This window comes from Nocardiopsis sp. NPDC007018 (assembly GCF_040635075.1).
Lineage (GTDB): Bacteria > Actinomycetota > Actinomycetes > Streptosporangiales > Streptosporangiaceae > Nocardiopsis.
Genome location: NZ_JBEYHA010000004.1, coordinates 55623 through 71635 on the forward strand (window position 1 = coordinate 55623; position 16013 = coordinate 71635).

General features: G+C 72.7%; 14 protein-coding genes and 1 pseudogene. 9 read left to right on the forward strand and 6 right to left on the reverse strand.

What is annotated here, in order from left to right; all coding sequences use genetic code 11:
• Positions 1-43 precede the first annotated feature (43 nt).
• Entirely contained in the window at positions 44-280 is a 237-nt protein-coding gene (locus ABZ635_RS03130; RefSeq protein WP_357758042.1) for a DUF397 domain-containing protein, read from the forward strand.
• On the opposite strand, the gene ABZ635_RS03135 is transcribed toward ABZ635_RS03130, so the two are convergent.
• Together ABZ635_RS03135 and ABZ635_RS03140 are read right to left on the reverse strand one after the other, a co-directional pair.
• A complete protein-coding gene (locus tag ABZ635_RS03135) occupies positions 243-983 on the reverse strand; it encodes a class I SAM-dependent methyltransferase (RefSeq protein ID WP_357758045.1) in 741 nt (246 codons plus the stop codon). The two genes, ABZ635_RS03130 and ABZ635_RS03135, sit on opposite strands and share 38 nt — an antisense overlap.
• Positions 980-1708 (reverse strand): class I SAM-dependent methyltransferase, encoded by a 729-nt coding sequence (locus tag ABZ635_RS03140; protein WP_357758048.1) that lies wholly within the window; start codon positions 1706-1708, stop codon positions 980-982. Before ABZ635_RS03140 ends, ABZ635_RS03135 begins: the two co-directional genes overlap by 4 nt.
• A gap of 176 nt (positions 1709-1884) precedes the next feature.
• Here ABZ635_RS03140 and ABZ635_RS03145 point away from each other — a divergent pair, with 176 nt between their 5' ends.
• Positions 1885-3939 carry a hypothetical protein gene (locus tag ABZ635_RS03145; protein WP_357758051.1) on the forward strand — a complete coding sequence of 685 codons (2055 nt, stop codon included), beginning with the start codon at positions 1885-1887 and terminating at the stop codon, positions 3937-3939.
• 12 nt (positions 3940-3951) lie between these two features.
• Here the strand turns inward: ABZ635_RS03145 and ABZ635_RS03150 are convergent, their stop codons facing one another.
• Positions 3952-5262, reverse strand: a complete 1311-nt coding sequence (locus ABZ635_RS03150) for an acyltransferase (RefSeq protein WP_357758054.1) — start codon at positions 5260-5262, stop codon at positions 3952-3954.
• A 157-nt stretch (positions 5263-5419) separates the two neighbouring features.
• On the opposite strand from ABZ635_RS03150, the gene ABZ635_RS03155 reads away from it, so the two are divergent.
• From ABZ635_RS03155 to ABZ635_RS03175, 5 genes are all read left to right on the forward strand, one after another.
• On the forward strand, positions 5420-6340 hold the full coding sequence (locus tag ABZ635_RS03155; RefSeq protein ID WP_357758057.1) for a DUF3068 domain-containing protein: 921 nt from the start codon (positions 5420-5422) through the stop codon (positions 6338-6340).
• Between the two features lie 177 nt (positions 6341-6517).
• Complete coding sequence (locus ABZ635_RS03160) at positions 6518-7414, forward strand: decaprenyl-phosphate phosphoribosyltransferase (RefSeq protein ID WP_357758060.1); 897 nt, start codon at positions 6518-6520, stop codon at positions 7412-7414.
• Positions 7411-8769, forward strand: a complete 1359-nt coding sequence (locus ABZ635_RS03165; RefSeq protein WP_357758063.1) for an FAD-binding oxidoreductase — start codon at positions 7411-7413, stop codon at positions 8767-8769. Before ABZ635_RS03160 ends, ABZ635_RS03165 begins: the two co-directional genes overlap by 4 nt.
• Positions 8770-8802: 33 nt before the next feature.
• Positions 8803-9555 (forward strand): SDR family NAD(P)-dependent oxidoreductase, encoded by a 753-nt coding sequence (locus ABZ635_RS03170; RefSeq protein WP_357758066.1) that lies wholly within the window; start codon positions 8803-8805, stop codon positions 9553-9555.
• Positions 9556-9648: 93 nt separating this feature from the next.
• Complete coding sequence (locus ABZ635_RS03175; RefSeq protein ID WP_357758069.1) at positions 9649-10764, forward strand: hypothetical protein; 1116 nt, start codon at positions 9649-9651, stop codon at positions 10762-10764.
• Positions 10765-10807: 43 nt separating this feature from the next.
• On the opposite strand, the gene ABZ635_RS03180 is transcribed toward ABZ635_RS03175, so the two are convergent.
• Entirely contained in the window at positions 10808-11413 is a 606-nt protein-coding gene (locus tag ABZ635_RS03180) for a TetR/AcrR family transcriptional regulator (RefSeq protein ID WP_357758072.1), read from the reverse strand.
• Between the two features lie 637 nt (positions 11414-12050).
• Here ABZ635_RS03180 and ABZ635_RS03185 point away from each other — a divergent pair.
• Positions 12051-12629: pseudogene (locus tag ABZ635_RS03185) on the forward strand (DUF418 domain-containing protein); the annotation flags it as partial.
• Positions 12630-12659: 30 nt separating this feature from the next.
• Here ABZ635_RS03185 and ABZ635_RS03190 read toward each other — a convergent pair.
• Positions 12660-14171, reverse strand: coding sequence for an MDR family MFS transporter (locus ABZ635_RS03190; protein WP_357758075.1), 1512 nt, complete (start codon positions 14169-14171; stop codon positions 12660-12662).
• An 81-nt stretch (positions 14172-14252) separates the two neighbouring features.
• Here ABZ635_RS03190 and ABZ635_RS03195 point away from each other — a divergent pair, with 81 nt between their 5' ends.
• Entirely contained in the window at positions 14253-14909 is a 657-nt protein-coding gene (locus tag ABZ635_RS03195) for a TetR/AcrR family transcriptional regulator (RefSeq protein WP_357758078.1), read from the forward strand.
• A 22-nt stretch (positions 14910-14931) separates the two neighbouring features.
• Here the strand turns inward: ABZ635_RS03195 and ABZ635_RS03200 are convergent, their stop codons facing one another.
• Positions 14932-15993, reverse strand: coding sequence for an oxygenase MpaB family protein (locus ABZ635_RS03200; RefSeq protein ID WP_357758081.1), 1062 nt, complete (start codon positions 15991-15993; stop codon positions 14932-14934).
• Between the last annotated feature and the right edge of the window lie 20 nt (positions 15994-16013).

A 16013-nucleotide genomic window follows, 5' to 3' on the forward strand; every position in this document is an offset into this window, starting at 1 on the left:
ACGCGTGTGTACCGCGTACCATCCCCCAGCGAAAGGCCCTGACATGCGCCTTGCCCTCGCAGAGCCCGTGTTCCGCAAGTCGTCCTACAGCACCACCGGCAAGGAGTGCGTCGAAGTGGCCGACCTGCGCTTCGGCGTGGTGGTCCGGGACACGAGGAACCCGGGGCTCTGCGCCCTGGCCTTCCGCCACTCGGAGTGGGCCGCCCTGCTGGGAGGGGTACGGGGAGCCAGAGCCGGGGCGGTCAGCGCCGACGCAGGACGATCAGCAGGTTCCAGGTGACGAACTCGCGCAGCACCGGCACGTGGACGACCGGTTTCGTCCACGTGGGCAGGTAGCGGGGCCGCAGGTCCACCACGTCCACGTCGGGGCGCCGCCGCACCCAGCGGATCATCTCCTTGGCGTGCGCGGCGTACATCGTGTGGCCGAAGTCGTTCTTGGGCCTGCGCCCGTTCCGGCGGGCGAACCGCTCGGCGGCGTAGGACCCGCCGAGGTAGTGCCAGGGGGAGGTCTCGTGCCCGCCCCACGGTGACAGCCAGAGCGTGTACGACAGGTACACGAGTCCGCCCGGCCGGGTGACGCGCACCATCTCGTCGGCCATCCTCGTGCGGTCGGGCACGTGCTCCAGCACGTTCGAGGAGAAGCACACGTCCACGCTTCCCGTGCGCAGGGGGAGGTCGAGCGCGCTGCCCTGGACGGCGTGCGTGTCGGCCTCCCGCCCGTGCAGGGTCATCTCGTGCGCGTCCGAGTCCACGCACAGGCACCGCGCCCCCTCGGAGCGCAGGGCGTCCGCGAAGTAGCCGGGACCACCGCCCACGTCGACCACGAGCCGGTCGCGCAGGGGTGTGTAGGAGCGCAGCTGGTCCACGGTGTCGCGGGCCAGCTTGCCGTAGAAGAACGCCGGGTCGGTCTGCTCCCTGCGGAACGCGGCGAACAGGCCCACCGATCGGGCCAGGGTCGCCCGGAAGGGCACGGTGTCGGTCACGGGCCCACCTCGACGTAGTGCCGCAGGTGCCGCCAGTGGTCCCCGCCCCAGTACTCGTCCGAGGCGGCGATCCGGCAGTGGGGGAGGAGCTCGCGGACGCGTTCGGTGCGCAGCGTGTGCATCCGCATGGGTGCCGGGTAGCGCAGGATCACCCGCTGGGCCAGGGCCACGAGGGGCCAGGGCGCGTACCGGAACACCAGCCCCTTGAAGGTGCGCCGTTCGGACTCGGGGACGCCCACGACCAGGGCTCCGCCGGGCCGCACCACACGGGCGAACTCGCGGAGGTACCCCTCGGCCAGGTCGGTCGGCAGGTGCTGGAGCACGAGGTCGGTGTAGACCAGGTCGAAGGAGTCGTCCTCGAACCGGGAGAGGTCGGGCCGGTCGTTCAGCACGAAGTCGATCCGGCCCCCGGAGCGGTCCAGGCGGCGGGCCTCGTCGAGCATGGGCGCGGAGATGTCGACCCCGACGACCTCGGGGAAGTGCGCTGCCAGGGCGTTGGAGAGCCGCCCGGCGCCGCACCCGAAGTCGAGGACGCGTCCGCGCCCGGGCAGCAGCCCGAGCTCGTCCAGGCGGCGCACGGACGGGTCGATCTCGGCACGGCCGGAGGCGAGGAACTCGTCGTCGTCCCACCCTCCGTCCCGCTTGTCCGGGTCGACGCACACCGCCCACAGCGGTTCGGTGGAACCCAGTCGGGTCCAGTCACGGCGGACCTGTTCGAGCCCCACCGGCATCACCTCCACGGCACGGGTGACCACCCACGGAACCGGCGAACTGGAGCCTGTTCCTGTTGCGGGTTCGCGGGCCATCAGGACCTGCGAGAACGGTCAGGGAAGAAAGTGGAACGTGTTGTATTCTGGCACCCATTTTCCGGGTTGGCCAACCTACGGCGGGGAGAGTACCCATGTCGCCTGATTCCCCCATGGGGCGCAGCGGGGCGGAGCCCAGCGTACGCAGGGCGGTGGAGCGGCCGGACGGGTACCCCGCCTACGGCGACGTCCTGGGGGAGACACTGGCCGGGCTGCGGGGACTGGGACGCGACCGGATCGTCCGGGCCGGACTGCTGGTCGTCCTGGCGGCGTTGGCACTGAAGGTGTACGTGCTCAGCGCGTCCTACTTCGTGGAGGACGACTTCCTGTTCTTCGCCGCCGCGCACGCCCAGGACCTGTCCCCGGAGTACCTGCTGGAGCTGCACAAGGGCCACTTCATGCCGGGAGCCCTGTTCCTGGTGTACGCGCAGACCGCGTTCGGCCCCTACCACTGGGCGTCGGCTGCGGGCACGATGCTGCTCCTCCAGGCGGTCGCCCTGCTGGTCTTCTTCCGTTTGGTGTGGGAGCTGTTCGGCCGCCGGTGGGCGCTGCTGGTCCCGTTGACGGTGTACGCCCTGGCCCCGTTGACCGTCCCCGTCCTGGGCTGGTGGTCGGCGGCGCTGAACGCGGTGCCGTTCCAGCTGGCCATCGTGCTCTCCCTGCTGTGGACCGTGCGGTTCCTGCGCACCGGCAACCCCCTGTTCTCCTGGTGGGCCGTGGGTGCCGTGGTGTTCGGGATGCTGTTCTCGGTGAAGGCGCTCTTCCTGCCCCCGCTTCTGCTGGTCGTTGCGGTGGCGTTCCTGTACCCGGGCGGCCCCCTCACGGCCCTGGGGCGGGCCTTGCGCGCTCACGGGGCGCACTGGTGGACGATGGCGGGTGTCAGCGCGGGTTACCTGGTGCTGTACCTGTCCCGGCAGCGGGCTTCCACGAGCGGCGAGGGCGCCTCGGTACCCGACGCCGAGGTGGTCGCGCACCTCGTGCGCAGGATGTTGGGGGAGGTGTTCCCGACCGGGGCCCTGGGCGGACCGTTCGAGTGGGGGCCGGTCACCCCGGCGGGCGGCCTGGTCGATCCGCTCGGCCCGGTCCTGGTGGGTGCCTGGGTGGTCTTCGCGGTGATCGTCCTGGTGAGCCTGTGGGTGCGGCGGGCGTCCTGGCGCGCCTGGGTGATCCTGGCGGGCTACCTGGTGTTCGTGGACGCGGTCCCCACGGTGATCGCCCGGGGCGGCGTGTACGGCGAGGTGGGCTCGGACCCCCGGTACGTCGCGGACGCGGCGCTGGTGTTCGCCCTGGTCCTGGCGCTGGCCTTCCTCGCGACGAAGGAGGAGCGCGCCCGTGCGTGGGTGGGGGGTCAGGGGAGCGGCCGTCCGGTCCAGCTCGTGTACCCCTCCCGCGCGGTGTGGGTGGCGGCGACGGCGGTCACGCTCGTGTACGCGGGTTCGGCCGCCTACTCCACCCACACCTACGCGGGGACGCTCAGCGGCGACCGTCAGCGCGCGTACCTGGCCAACGTGCGGGCCTCGCTGGACGACGTGCCCCGGGACGCCGGCCTGTACAGCCGGGCCGTCCCCGACGACATCGTGCTGGAGTGGAACGGGCCGCGCAGGCTCAGCTCCTACGTGCTGTCCCCGCTGGCCGACCGCGAGGTGGCCGCGCGGATGTACGCCCCGGAGGAGTCCGACAGCGCCTACGTCTTCGACGACGAGGGCCGCCTGGTGGAGGCCGCTCCCACGGCGCGGGCGAACGCGTTCCGGCCCCCGGAGGGCGAGGAGTGCATGCCGAGCTGGGACGGGCTGATGTCCTGGAGCGTGTGGGAGGTCGGCGGGATCGAGCAGGTGGCGACCATCGGCTACACCTCGGAGGAGGACGCGGCCCTGGTGGTCGTCGTGGGTGAGGAGGAGGTGCGGACCGAGCTCCCCGCGGCCCCGGAGGGCGGGTTCTGGTACGTGCCGGTGAGCGAGCGGGACACGACGTTCACCCTGTTCACCGACGCTGGCGGCACCTGTGTCACCTGGGCCTCTCTGGGGCAGCTGTTCCCCGCCAGCCAGGTGGCGGAGGAGGGCGCCGAGGCTGAGGAGGGGGAGGAGGCCGAGGACGCGGGGGCGGCGGCCTCGGGCGGCCAGGGGTCGCGGACCGGTGGCGGCCGGGGCTGAGGGCGGGCCCGGTCAGTGCCTCCGGGCGGGGAGAAACCGTCGCGACCAGCGCCGACTGGGCTCCTCCACCAGGTGGTAGGTGAGCTTGCCCATCACCACACTGCCGATCAGCACCGGGATGACGTCCAGCCAGAAGGACCCGGTGAAGATCTCCTGGCCGGTGAAGTCGCGCCACAGGTACAGGACGACGAACTGCCACAGGAACACGCCGTAGCTGATCGGCGCGAAGAACACCATGACGGGGTGGCGCATCACGCCGTCGAGCCAGGCTCCCTCGGTCCAGGTGGACGGGGAGCGCAGTCGGCGGCGCGGTCCCTCCGGAGCGGGCGGGGCCAGGGCTACCGGGGCCACCACGAAGAACGCGAACCCGAGGCTGGTGGTCGACTCGATGACGGACACCCACAGGTTGCCCGGTTCGAAGAACCGCCCTCCGGCAGCGGGGGTGGCCTCCAGGACGTAGAAGGCGGCGGCCACCGCCCAGCACAGCCCCGGGGAGGTGCCGATGGTGCGGCAGAACCGGCGGACCGGCCCGTCGGGGCCGCTCTCCCGCCAGGCCCACTCGGAGAGGGTGGCCAGCGCCATCCCGACCGCGAACATCCCCATGCAGCGCGGCAGCCACGAGTGCATGATCTCGCGGGGCTCGGGATAGTACTGCGGGACCAGCGCGAGGTAGGAGAGCACCGTGATGACGACCAGCCCGCCGATGAGCCTGCGGCCGCGCGCGTCCACGGTCGCCCCGCCCTTGGCCCACAGGCCGAGGAAGACCGCGAAGAGCGGGAGGGAGAGGTAGAAGGCCACCTCCACGGACAGGCTCCACATCTGCCCGAGTCCCTCGGGGCCGGGGCCCGTCCAGTGGGGGCTGGTGTTGAAGGGGAAGGTCAGCGTGAGCACCTCGGCCCAGTGGCGGACGGAGGTGAGGTGGTCGCCCGCGTAGAGCAGCAGGGCGGCGACGGCCACCACCCAGTAGGCGGGGAAGACGCGCATGACGCGCCGCCACAGGTAGGAGCGGGTGTCGGGGCCCCGGGTCCCGTCGAGCGCCGCCCGTGCCCAGGGGCGGTACAGCAGCACGCCGGAGAGGGCGAAGAACAGCGGTACCGCCAGGGCGGCGGCACTGAGCAGAGCGCCCACCGGTCCGGGGGTCAGGGAGTCGCCGGTCTCCGTGGACACGTGGACCGCCAGGACCATGAGGCAGGCCAGGCCCCGGACTCCGTCGAGCGCGTGGTGCCGCCCGCTCACCTGCGGCAGCAGGAGCGAGGGGTCGGCGGTGGTGGTTCGGGCGCTGCCGGAGGTGGGGTCCTCGGGCGCGGAGGAGGTGGGCGCCATGGGGCCTTCCAGAACGGGAGGGAGCCGAAACGCGTTCTACTAGAACGTGTTATAAAAATTCAGACACGCCCAGGTGACGTCGTTCACTACTGGGCAGTACTCTACCCGGAACTGAACCTAGTTCCAGATCCTGACTCTCATCCGCCCAGGAGGGCACATGCGCCGTACCGTTGCGGTTGTTCTCATCGCGCTGGGGGTCTTCTGTCTCGCCTTGGCACCCATGATGCGTACGTGGATGGCCAGTTCCCTGATGAAGACTCCGCTGGACTACTACAACCCCACCGTCAACGTCGGAGAGGTCTCCTACTTCAACATCGAGGACGTCGAGCCCGTCGAGGACGCCAACGTGGAGGCGCACTCGACCATCCGCGCCGACGTGGCCTCCAGCAGCGACGACGTGGTGGTGTGGGACCAGTTCACGTGGATCAAGGACGCCGACACCGACTTCGGCATCAGCTCCACGAACCGCCGCGCCGGGCACGACCGCGTCACGGGTGAGCTCGTCGACTGCTGCGACGCCATGATCAACGACGAGGCCGTCAAGCAGACCGGACAGGGGTGGAAGTTCCCCTTCTTCACCGAGCAGCGCGACTACGACTTCTTCGAGACCACCGTCCAGGAAGTCGTCCCCATGGAGTTCGAGGGCGTCGAGGAGGTCGACGGCGTCGAGGCCTACAAGTTCGTCCAGACCGTCGAGCCGACCGTCATCGACGAGCGCGAGATCCCGCGTTCGGTCGCCGGATTGGACGGTGACGGCGACGTCGTCGGAGACGAGACCTTCTCCATCGTCCGCACCTACTGGATCGAGCCGGTCACCGGTACCCCCATCGACATGAGTGAGCAGCACCACCGCGTCGTCGTGGTCGACGGCGAGGAGGTCCTCACCCTGCTCAGCGGCGAACTCCGGTTCGACGACGTCACCCGCGCCGCCGCCCTCGAGAACTCGGAGCAGGGCCGCACCGTCCTGCCCCTGCTGCACACCACGCTTCCCATCGGCGCGCTGGTGCTCGGCGCCGGCTTCCTCGGCATCGCGGTGGTCCTGCTGGTCACCGGCCGCCGCACCCAGAACCACGGCTGACACCCCCGTACCCCGCCCCCGCACCGGGGCCGCCCCCCGCGCCGCCTGACCCTGGCGCCCGCGAGGCCCCACCCGCCGGCCGCACCCGTGACCGCGCCGCTGGCAGCACCGGCCGGACCGCCCGCCCCCCACGGGCGGTCCGGCCGCCACGTTCTCCACGTCCACCGGGAGGGGCGCATGCACCGCACCGGCGCCCTGACCCGGGGCAGGGCCCTCGTCCGGGCCAGCCGCCCGCGCCAGTGGCCGAAGAACCTCCTGGTGTTCGCCGCCCCGGCCACCGCCGGTGCGCTGGCCGACCCCCGTTCCCTGCTGCTCTGCGCCGCCGCCTTCGCCCTCTTCTGCCTGGCCGCCAGCGGCACCTACCTCCTCAACGACGTACGCGACGCCGACCTGGACCGCGCACACCCGCGCAAGCGCCACCGCCCGGTCGCCTCGGGGGAGCTCCCCGTCCCGATCGCCCGGGTGGCGGGGGCGCTGTTCGTCACCGCCGCGCCGCTGGCCTCCCTGGCCCTGGGCAGGCCCGGGTTCACACTGGTGCTCACCGGGTACGCGGTGCTCACCCTGGCCTACACACACCTGCTCAAGGACATCGTCGTCTGCGACCTGGTGGCGGTCGCCTCCTGCCACATGCTGCGCGCCATGGCGGGCGGGGTCGTGGTCGGCGTCCCGCTGACGTCGTGGTTCGTCATCGTGGTGGCGCTGGCCGCACTCCTGGTGGTGGTCGGAAAACGCGAGGCCGAACTGCGCGTCACCACGGAGGCGGGCGCCGCCGACCGCCCCACCCGGACGGCGCTGCGGGGGTACACCTCCGGCTACCTGGCGCACGTGCGGATCATGGCCTCCGGAGCCATGATCGTCACCTACTGCCTCTGGGCACTGGAACAGGACGGCGGTCCGCGCTCCGTGTTCCACGCCGTCAGTATCGTTCCGTTCATCATGTTCGTGCTGCGCTACAACCTTCTCGTGGACCGGGGCGCGGGCGAGGAACCCGAGGAGATCGCGCTGCGGGACCGCCCGCTCCAGCTGACCCTCGCCGCCCTCGCCCTCCTGGTCGGACTGGGGATCTACCTGTGAGCCGCCCGACCCTTCTGACCGGCTGGGGCCGCACCGCCCCCACCGCCGCCCGTGTGGTGCGACCGCGTACCGTCCAGGAGGCCGCACGAGCGCTGGCCGACGCCGGGCCGCGCGGCGCGCTCCCTCGCGGACTGGGCCGCTCCTACGGGGACGCCGCACAGGCCGCGGGCGGAACCGTGCTCGACTGCACGGGGCTCGCGGGCCCGCCCCGCCTGAACGTCCGGCGCGGAGAGTTCACCGCTCCCGCCGGGACCAGCATGGGGGCGATCCTCACGCACCTGCTGCGCCACGGGTACGTCGTTCCCGCCGTCCCCGGGACCGGGCACGTCACCCTCGGCGGCGCGATCGCCGCCGACGTCCACGGCAAGAACCACCACGCGGACTCCTCCCTCGGCGCGCACGTGCGCTCGCTCACACTGCTCACCCCGACCGGCGACCTGCGAAGGCTCGGGCCCGACGGTCCGGACCCGGAGCTCTTCTGGGCGACCGTCGGGGGGATGGGCCTGACCGGGGTGGTCACCGAGGCCACCCTCGGCGTGTTCCCGGTGGAGACCGCCCACGCCCTGGTGGACACCGACCGCACCGCCGACCTCGACGCCACCCTCGCGCTGATGGAGCGCACCGACCACACCCGCCCGTACGCGGTCTGCTGGGTCGACCTCCTGGCCCGGGGCGGTTCCCTGGGCCGCGGAGTGCTCACCCGGGCCCGCCACGCGCGGGCGGCCGACCTTCCCGCGCCCCTGCGCCGCGCCCCCCTCCGGCACCGTCCTCCGGCCGCACTGGCCGCGCCCCCCTGGGCTCCGCCGGGGTTGCTCAACCGGTGGTCGGCAGCCGCCTTCAACGCCGCCCGCCACCGTGCGGCGCCCAGGCGGGAACGGGGCCGTGCCCAGCCGCTCGGCGGGTTCTTCCACCCGTTGGACGCGGTGCGGGGCTGGAACCGGATGTACGGGCCGCGCGGGTTCGTCCAGTACCAGTTCGTCGTCCCCTTCGGTGAGGAGGACACCCTGCGTGCCGTGGCGGAGGGTCTGGCCCGCGCGGGGGCCCCGTCCTTCCTGGCCGTCCTGAAGCGGATGGGCGCCCCCACCCCCGGGCCGCTGTCGTTCCCGCTCCCCGGCTGGACCCTGGCCCTCGACCTGCCCGCGGGGACACCCGGCCTGGCCCGCCTGCTGGACGGGTTCGACCAGCGCGTCCTGGCGGCGGGCGGCCGCGTGTACCTGGCCAAGGACAGCCGGGCCCGGGCCGAGACCGTGCACGCCATGTATCCGGAGCTCCCCGCCTGGCGGGCCGCCCGGTCCAGGGCCGATCCGGACGGTGTCCTCGTCTCCGACCTGGCCCGGCGCCTGCGCCTGGTCTGAACCGCTCACACACCCACTCGAGAGGACCCGACCATGCGTGACTCGCTGGGAGGCGTACGCACCGTCCTGCTGCTCGGCGGACGCAGCGAGATCGGTCTGGCCGTCGTCGAACGGCTGGTCCGTGAGGGCGCCCGCGAGGTGGTGCTGGCGGCCCGGGGCGGGGTGGCGGAGCCACCGGAGGCCCTCGGCGCGCTGGGCGCCACCGCGCACTCGCTGGAGTTCGACGCCGAGGCACCCGACACCCACGCCGCCACCGTGGCGGCGGCCGTGGCGCTGGTGGGCGACCTGGACGTGGTCGTGGACGCCTTCGGCGTGCTGGGGGCGCAGGCCGAGTTCGACGCGAACCCCGTCGCCGCCGCCCGAGCGGCCGCCGTGAACTACACCGGACACGTGTCCGTGGGGCTCGCCGTCGCCTCCCGCCTGCGCGAGCAGGGCCACGGGGCCCTGGTGGTGCTGTCGTCCGCGGCCGGGGTGCGGGTGCGACGCGCCAACTTCGTGTACGGCTCGGCCAAGGCCGGGCTGGACGGATTCGCCCAGGGACTGGCCGACTCCCTGCACGGTTCCGGGGCGCGGGTGCTGGTGGTGCGGCCGGGGTACGTGGCGACACGGATGTCGCGGCACGTGGACCGGGCGCCCTTCCCCGCCACCCCCGGCCAGGTGGCCGACGCGGTCTCCCGGGGGCTGCGCGGCGGCGCCACCACCGTGTGGGCTCCGCGTGTGCTCGGACCCCTGTTCGCCGGGATGCGCCTGCTGCCCCGGCCGGTGTGGCGCCGCCTCGGGCGCTGAGGGGCGCGGTGGCCGGATGCGGCCAGCGGCGGACGGGGGAGACCTCCGTCTGATGCAATCCCTCCTGGGAGTTCTGCGGAGGGAGAACCCGACATGCATCCGATGTGGCCTCTGATCCAGCGTCTCTCGACCGGGATCGCCGTCATCTCCGTCATCGCCCTGGGTCTTGCCCTGTACGAACCGGGCGCCCCCCTGTACGCGTCCTTCGTGCTGGCCGCGGTGATCGTCGCGGTGCCGCTACTCGTGGCGTCCTACTGGGTGCCGTGGCTGGTCGTCCCCGCATGCGGGATCGGCGGTCTCGCGCTGGTGGGGGCGGCCTTCGCCGCCGCCAGGGTCGCCCTGGGCTGGGGCCTGGGATGGAGCCTGCTCACCGGTGTCGGAGCGTTCGTCGTGGTGTGCGTGGTGCTCGGTCTCGTGATCCAGGCTCGGAAGGCTCGGATACGGCGCAGAGCGTGGGAGGACCGGCGTGCCGTCGCGGCCCAGCAGGGACTCTCCTACACGGAATCCTCGGCCGAACTCGCCCTCGGGTTCGGCCGGATCGAACAGACGGTTCCGGCGGGGTGGCCCAACGCGTCGTGGACGGCGGCCACGCTCTCCGCCCAGCACGAGGTGTCGGGGGTTCTGGAGGGCTGGGCCGACCGGTACCGGTTCGCGCTCTTCGACGTCCCCGAGATCAGGAATGTGTCCGGCCCCGAAGGCGGGCTCACGGTGTGGCGGTTGACCCTGCCCGTCGCGCTCCCCCTGACCCTGTCCGCGCTGACGTGGCGGCAGGCGGACCTGTTCCCCGGTCCGCCGACCCTGAGTCACGAGGACGAGGAGTTCGCCGCCCTGCTGATGTCCGTCCCGAAGGTCCACCGCTCCACCGTGGACGCCGACTTCCCCGCCTGGTACGTGGACGGAAGGTACCTGATCGCGATGGTGCCCGCGCTCGAGGCGATCGACGGGAAGACGGCCGTGGCCGTGGCCCGGCTGCTGGCCGCCCTCGCCGACGCCTTCCCCTGGGACCGGGTCCACGCGCACCTGGAGCGGAACCCGGTGCGCGAGCGCTTCGAACCGGCACGGGTCCACCTGACCTGGCGTGTGAACGGGGGCGCCCCGACGGTCCAACGGTCCAGCGAGGTGACCGGCGAGGACGGGTTGCGCACCCTGGTGCCCGACGCCTTCTTCATGGGCCACCAGGAGTACCGGTACGACGCCTTCGGGGAGTGACACTCCATCCGGCGGTTCGGCCGGTGTGGCGCCGCCTCGGACGCTAACGCGCCCCGTCCCCCCGGCGGCCGAGGTAGGAGGCCACGATCCGGCGCAGCTCGGCGCCGTCCCGTTCCGCATCGAACCCATCGTCGTCACTGATCAGGTACCCGGCGTCGGTGAGCGCGACGATCCACCGCGCGGCACGGCGGGGCTCGACGTCCGCGGTGAGCACTCCCGACTCCCGGCCCGCGGCTACCAGATCGGTGAGGACGGTCCGTGTGCTCTCGTCCCTGGCGGTGACGGTGGCGGCGAACTCCGGGTCGCGCTGGGCCAGCTGGATCATGGCGGCGGCCAGACCGGGGGCGGTCGGATCGCCCAGATCCGCCGTGAGCAGGTCGAGGACCGCGTCCAGCGCTGCGGCGGGGTCGGAGCGGTCGATCCGCTCCAGGGCCGCGGTGGCCTCGGCGAGGTCGTCGGCCACGATCGCCAGGAACACGGTGCGCTTGTCGGGGAAGTAGTGGAACAGGGTGCCCGAGCCCACCCCCGCCCTCTTGCAGATCGCCGCCGTGGTGGCGCCCTCGTACCCCCGTTCGGCGAACACCCCCGCCGCCGCGCCGAGGATCGCGGCCCTGCGCGCGGCGTGCTTCTCGGGATTGACCGTCCGCATACGCGGTTACTCCGTTCGTCGGGGCCTTCTGGTCCTGGGATCAGTTAAGCGCCTCATTATTGTAGTGCCTACTCTATTAATGACGTAGGCTGACGGCATGAACACTCCCCGGGGACCGGTGGCCGCCCGGAGCCGGGCCCTTGGCCCCGACCTGGCGCGCGGGGTGATGCTGTTGTGCATCGCCCTGGCCAACTCGCACTACTTCCTGCGCGGCGACTCCCACCTCGGCGGGTTCCCGCTCGACGGCGCAACCCCGGACCGGGCGGTCGCCTGGGGGATCGCCACCTTCGTCGACGGCCGCGCCTTCCCCATGTTCGGCCTGCTCTTCGGGTACGGGGTCGCCCTCCTGGTCGCCCGTAACCCCAACGGGGGCCGGACGGCCACCCGCGCTCTGCTGTGGCGGCGCGCCGCCGTGCTCGTCGCCGTCGGCGTCGTGGACGGATTCCTGTTCTACGCGGGGGACATCCTCGCGATGTACGGCGTGCTGTTGCTGCTCGGCTCCTTCGCCGTGTTCTGGAGGGACCGCTGGCTGCTGGTCGCGGCCGCCGCGCTCCTCCCCCTGACCGCCCTGCCGGACGCGGGGCCGTTCACGTCCGAGGGCCCGGACCCGGTGCTCCTGCCGACCGGCCCGGTGCCGATGCTCACCGACCGCGCGTTCGCGGTGGTGCTCGTCGCCCTGGCGGGCCCCCTCGGGTTCGCCGCGCCGTTCCTGCTCGGCCTCTGGGCCGGACGCCGCCGCCTCCTGGAACGGGAGGGGACGCGCAGGGGTCTCCTCGTCGCGACGGCCGTGCTGGGTCCGGTGGCGGCCGTCCTGGGCGCCCAACCCCTGGCGCGGGCCGTCGCGGGCGTGGTTCCGGTGCCCCCGGCAGCGGACCAGGCGGTCCTGGGCGCACTGCACGCGACGAGCGGCGTCGCGGGCGGACTCGGCTACGCCGCGCTGATCGCCCTGGTCGCGATGCGGATCGAGTCCCGTCCCCGGCCCGGACCGGTGGTGACCGCCCTGGCGGCGACCGGTCAGCGCTCCATGACCTGCTACCTCGCCCAGTCGCCGGTGTGGGCGGTGGTGTTCACACCGTTCCTCCTGGACCTGTCCGGAACACTCACCGTGACGACCACCGCCCTGCTGGCCACCGGCGTCTGGCTGGCCACCGTCGTGCTGTCGGAGCTCATGCGCCGGTCCGGGTACCGGGGGCCGTTCGAGACCGTGGTGCGCCGCGCCACCTACGGCACCGCCGACGGACGGGTTCTAGCCCCCGGAGCCGGACCGCCCGGTGAGGTCGGGCCGGGAGCTGGGCAGGAACAGCGCGGGCACGATCGCCACCGCCGTCAGCCCGGTCATCCAGCCGAAGGTGGCCTGGAAGGCGGTCTCGGGCCGCGCGGCGTCGGCCAGCAGTGAGGCCAGCAGCAGGGCCAGGACGGCGGTGCCGATCGCGGCCCCCAACCGCTGGGTGACGTTCAGGGCGCTACTGGCCCGGGGCACCTTGTCCGAGGGCAGTCCCCGGTAGGCGGTGGCCAGCATCGGCACCATCGCGGCGCCCAGTCCCAGCCCGCGCACGAACATCGCCGTGGCCAACAGGGTCGGGGAGGTGTCGGGCCCCGCGACGACGAACGGCGCGGTCGCGGCGGCGCCCACGAGGAGGCCGCCCACCACCAGGTAGCGCGGGCCCACCCGGTCGGCCACCGATCCCATGAACAGGTTCACCACGGCCACCCCGGCGGCCATCGGCGCCATCAGCAGACCGGCGGTCATCGCCGAGGTGCCCTGGACCTGCTGGAAGAACAGCGGGAGCAGGAACATCCCCGCCCACACGCAGATCCCGAACACGAACATCAGCAGCGCGCCCAACCGGAACAGCAGGTCCCGGAACAGGCGCAGGTCGATCACGGGCGGCGGGCCGCCGGGCCGAGCGCGCAGCGCGTGCGCCACGAACCCGACGATGAGCAGCAGCCCCGCACCGGCGAACACCGGGGCCAGCGGCGTGCTCCCCAGGACGGACAACCCGTAGAGCAGGGTCGCGATCCCGGGTGAGAGCAGTAGCAGGCCGACCAGGTCGAGCCGTTCGGTGGCCCGAGGGCTGCCCTTGGGCACACCGCGCACGGCGAGGGCGATCGCGAGCAGGACGAACGGCACCGAGATCACGAAGATCCACCGCCACCCCAGGGTGTCCAGGACGATCCCGCCCAGCACCGGGCCCAGCGCGGGCGCCAGCTGGATCGGCACGCTGATCAGGCCGATCGCCCGGCCGAGGCGCTGCGGCCCGGCGGCCTGCACGAGGATCGTCATGACCAGGGGCAGGACCATGCCGCTGCCCAGACCGGTGAGGACGCGGAAGAGTATCAGGCTCTCGATGGACCAGGCGGCGGAGCAGAGCAGCGACCCCGCGCCGAAGAGCGCGAGCGCGGTGATCCAGCTGGCCCGCTGCCCGTAGCGGTCGATCGCCCAGCCGGTGACCGGGATGACGGCGGCGGTGGAGAACAGGTAGGCGCTGGCCACCCACTGCGCCGTGGACACCGGTGCGTCCAGGGCCCGGGAGAGGTGGTCCACGGCCACGTTGACGATCGTGGTGTCGAGCAGGGCGGCCATCGACCCGACCAACAGGACGGCGGCCAGCTTGACCAGCGGACCGTCGAGTCGGTGCGGTGCCGTCTCGGGGGTTGTCGGCGCCGGTGCCGACCCGGTGACCGGGGTGTTCGCGGGAACGGGCACGGCGGGGTCGGCGGACACAGCGGACTCGGGGTGGGGGTCGTGCTTCGCCATAGAAGGTAAACTACACGGTGCAGTTTCGCGACGGAACGGGGCTTGCCCGATCGGCGCGGACCCGAGAGCGGAGGACGAGGAATGACCGAGACCTGCGGGGACGGGCGCGACCGCCGGTCCCCCGCCAAACGCGAGGCCATCACGGAGGCCGCCCTGCGCGTCTTCCTGAGGGAGGGCTACGCGCGGGCCAGCGTCGACGCCATCGCCGCCGACGCCGGGGTCTCCAAACGCACCATCTACAACCACTTCGCGGACAAGCAGCGGTTGTTCCTGACCATCGTCACGCAGAGCAGTGCCACGCTGGCGGCCGACCACGCCGAAGCCACCGGCCGCCACCTGGGTCCGGCGACCGACGCCCGGGCCGCACTGGTGGCCTTCGAGGACGAGTGGCTGTCCCCACGCGGCCGCCGCGCCGGACACACCGCCCTGGTCCGGCTGCTCATCGGTGAGGCCACGCACTTCCCCGAGGCCGCGAGGGCCTGGTCGGACAGCGGCTCCGAACTGGTGGTGGGCGCGCTCGCCGCGCACCTGCGGACCCTGGCGGACCGGGGGTTGCTGGAGATCGCCGAGGGCGGGGAGGGCGGGGCCGCGGAACACTACCTGGCCCTGGTGCGCGGCCCCGCCAACAGCCGGTCGTTCTTCGGCGCGCTGCCGCTCTCGGACGAGGAACGGATCGCCGTGGTCCGCTCCGGGGTGGACGCCTTCCTGCGCCTCCACGGTCCGGGGCGGGGCCGCTAGGGCGCGACCCGGACCGTGGAGGTCAGCGCTCGGTCGGCTCGGCGACGGCCCGCTCGGCACCCGTTTCGGGAGCAGCGGCCTCGGAGGCGCCGCCCGCGTCGGTGCCCCCGGCGGGAGGAGCGGGGGCGTCCTCGGACGCGCGGGGCTCCGGGGCGAGCGCCTGACCGGGGGCGGGAACCCGCGCGCCCGTCTCGGGCACGTCGCGGGTCGCCATGCCGTGGGGGACCGGGCAGCCCTTCGGGAAGGTGCCGATGCGGTCCGGCTCGTAGCCGTCCGGGTAGCTGCGGATGTTGGCGCTCATCCGGGCCCAGCGCGGTTCCCGGCGCGGCCGCATCCTCCGTACGACCCGCGCCCGCGTCCGCAGCGCGAGGTCGCCCGCCCTGCGCCAGAACGCGGAGGGCTCCTCGTAGCCGAAGGCGCGGATCAGCGACGGGTCCAGCAGGGCCCGGGTGAAGGGGCGCACCACGGGGCGCTGCCACGCCGGGTAGAAGTCCACCATGAGGGCGAGCGTGGCGTCCGAGACGGCGCGGCCGCCCTCGGTGAAGGCGAAGTGCTCCGCCTCGTAGGAGTCCATCAGCTCGCGGAACTCGGCGTAGGTCTCGGGGATGTCCTTGATCCCCATGTGCGCGCCGAGCTTGCGGTAGTAGTTCGTGCTGGCCGCGATCTCGTGGTCGCTCAGCGGACGCCAGCCGTAGCCGTAGTCGTTGAGCCAGCGCACCGGCATCACGACGAAGGTGCTCAGCACGTACCGGTAGTCGTCGTTGCTGATGTCGTAGGAGCGGTGCATCTGGTTCATGCGGCGCAGCGCGTCGCGTCCGCGGCCCGGACCGAAGCCGTGCTCCATGATGTCGTTGAGGATCAGCGCGGTGTCGTCGTAGCGGTGCTGGGTGCGCTCCGTGAACTCGCGGGTGCCGCCCAGCAGCTCGCCGATGGACGGGACCGCGTAGGTGCGGTACAGGGCCAGCCCCAGGGACTGTTCCAGGTCCCACGGGAACTCCAGCGTGCCCAGGATGCGCACGATGCGTTCACAGTCGGCCTCGGCGTCCAGGCCGCGGATCTCGTCGCGCCAATGGAAACGCTGCATGGAACTCCACCTTCGTCCTG

Coding starts and splice junctions, on each gene's coding strand:
- ABZ635_RS03170 (WP_357758066.1), top strand. CDS start 8,803: ATGCGTGACTCGCTGGGAGGCGTACGCACCGTCCTGCTGCTCGGCGGA.
- ABZ635_RS03150 (WP_357758054.1), bottom strand. CDS start 5,262: ATGGCGCCCACCTCCTCCGCGCCCGAGGACCCCACCTCCGGCAGCGCC.
- ABZ635_RS03195 (WP_357758078.1), top strand. CDS start 14,253: ATGACCGAGACCTGCGGGGACGGGCGCGACCGCCGGTCCCCCGCCAAA.
- ABZ635_RS03190 (WP_357758075.1), bottom strand. CDS start 14,171: ATGGCGAAGCACGACCCCCACCCCGAGTCCGCTGTGTCCGCCGACCCC.
- ABZ635_RS03145 (WP_357758051.1), top strand. CDS start 1,885: ATGTCGCCTGATTCCCCCATGGGGCGCAGCGGGGCGGAGCCCAGCGTA.
- ABZ635_RS03155 (WP_357758057.1), top strand. CDS start 5,420: ATGCGCCGTACCGTTGCGGTTGTTCTCATCGCGCTGGGGGTCTTCTGT.
- ABZ635_RS03130 (WP_357758042.1), top strand. CDS start 44: ATGCGCCTTGCCCTCGCAGAGCCCGTGTTCCGCAAGTCGTCCTACAGC.
- ABZ635_RS03175 (WP_357758069.1), top strand. CDS start 9,649: ATGCATCCGATGTGGCCTCTGATCCAGCGTCTCTCGACCGGGATCGCC.
- ABZ635_RS03160 (WP_357758060.1), top strand. CDS start 6,518: ATGCACCGCACCGGCGCCCTGACCCGGGGCAGGGCCCTCGTCCGGGCC.
- ABZ635_RS03200 (WP_357758081.1), bottom strand. CDS start 15,993: ATGCAGCGTTTCCATTGGCGCGACGAGATCCGCGGCCTGGACGCCGAG.
- ABZ635_RS03180 (WP_357758072.1), bottom strand. CDS start 11,413: ATGCGGACGGTCAATCCCGAGAAGCACGCCGCGCGCAGGGCCGCGATC.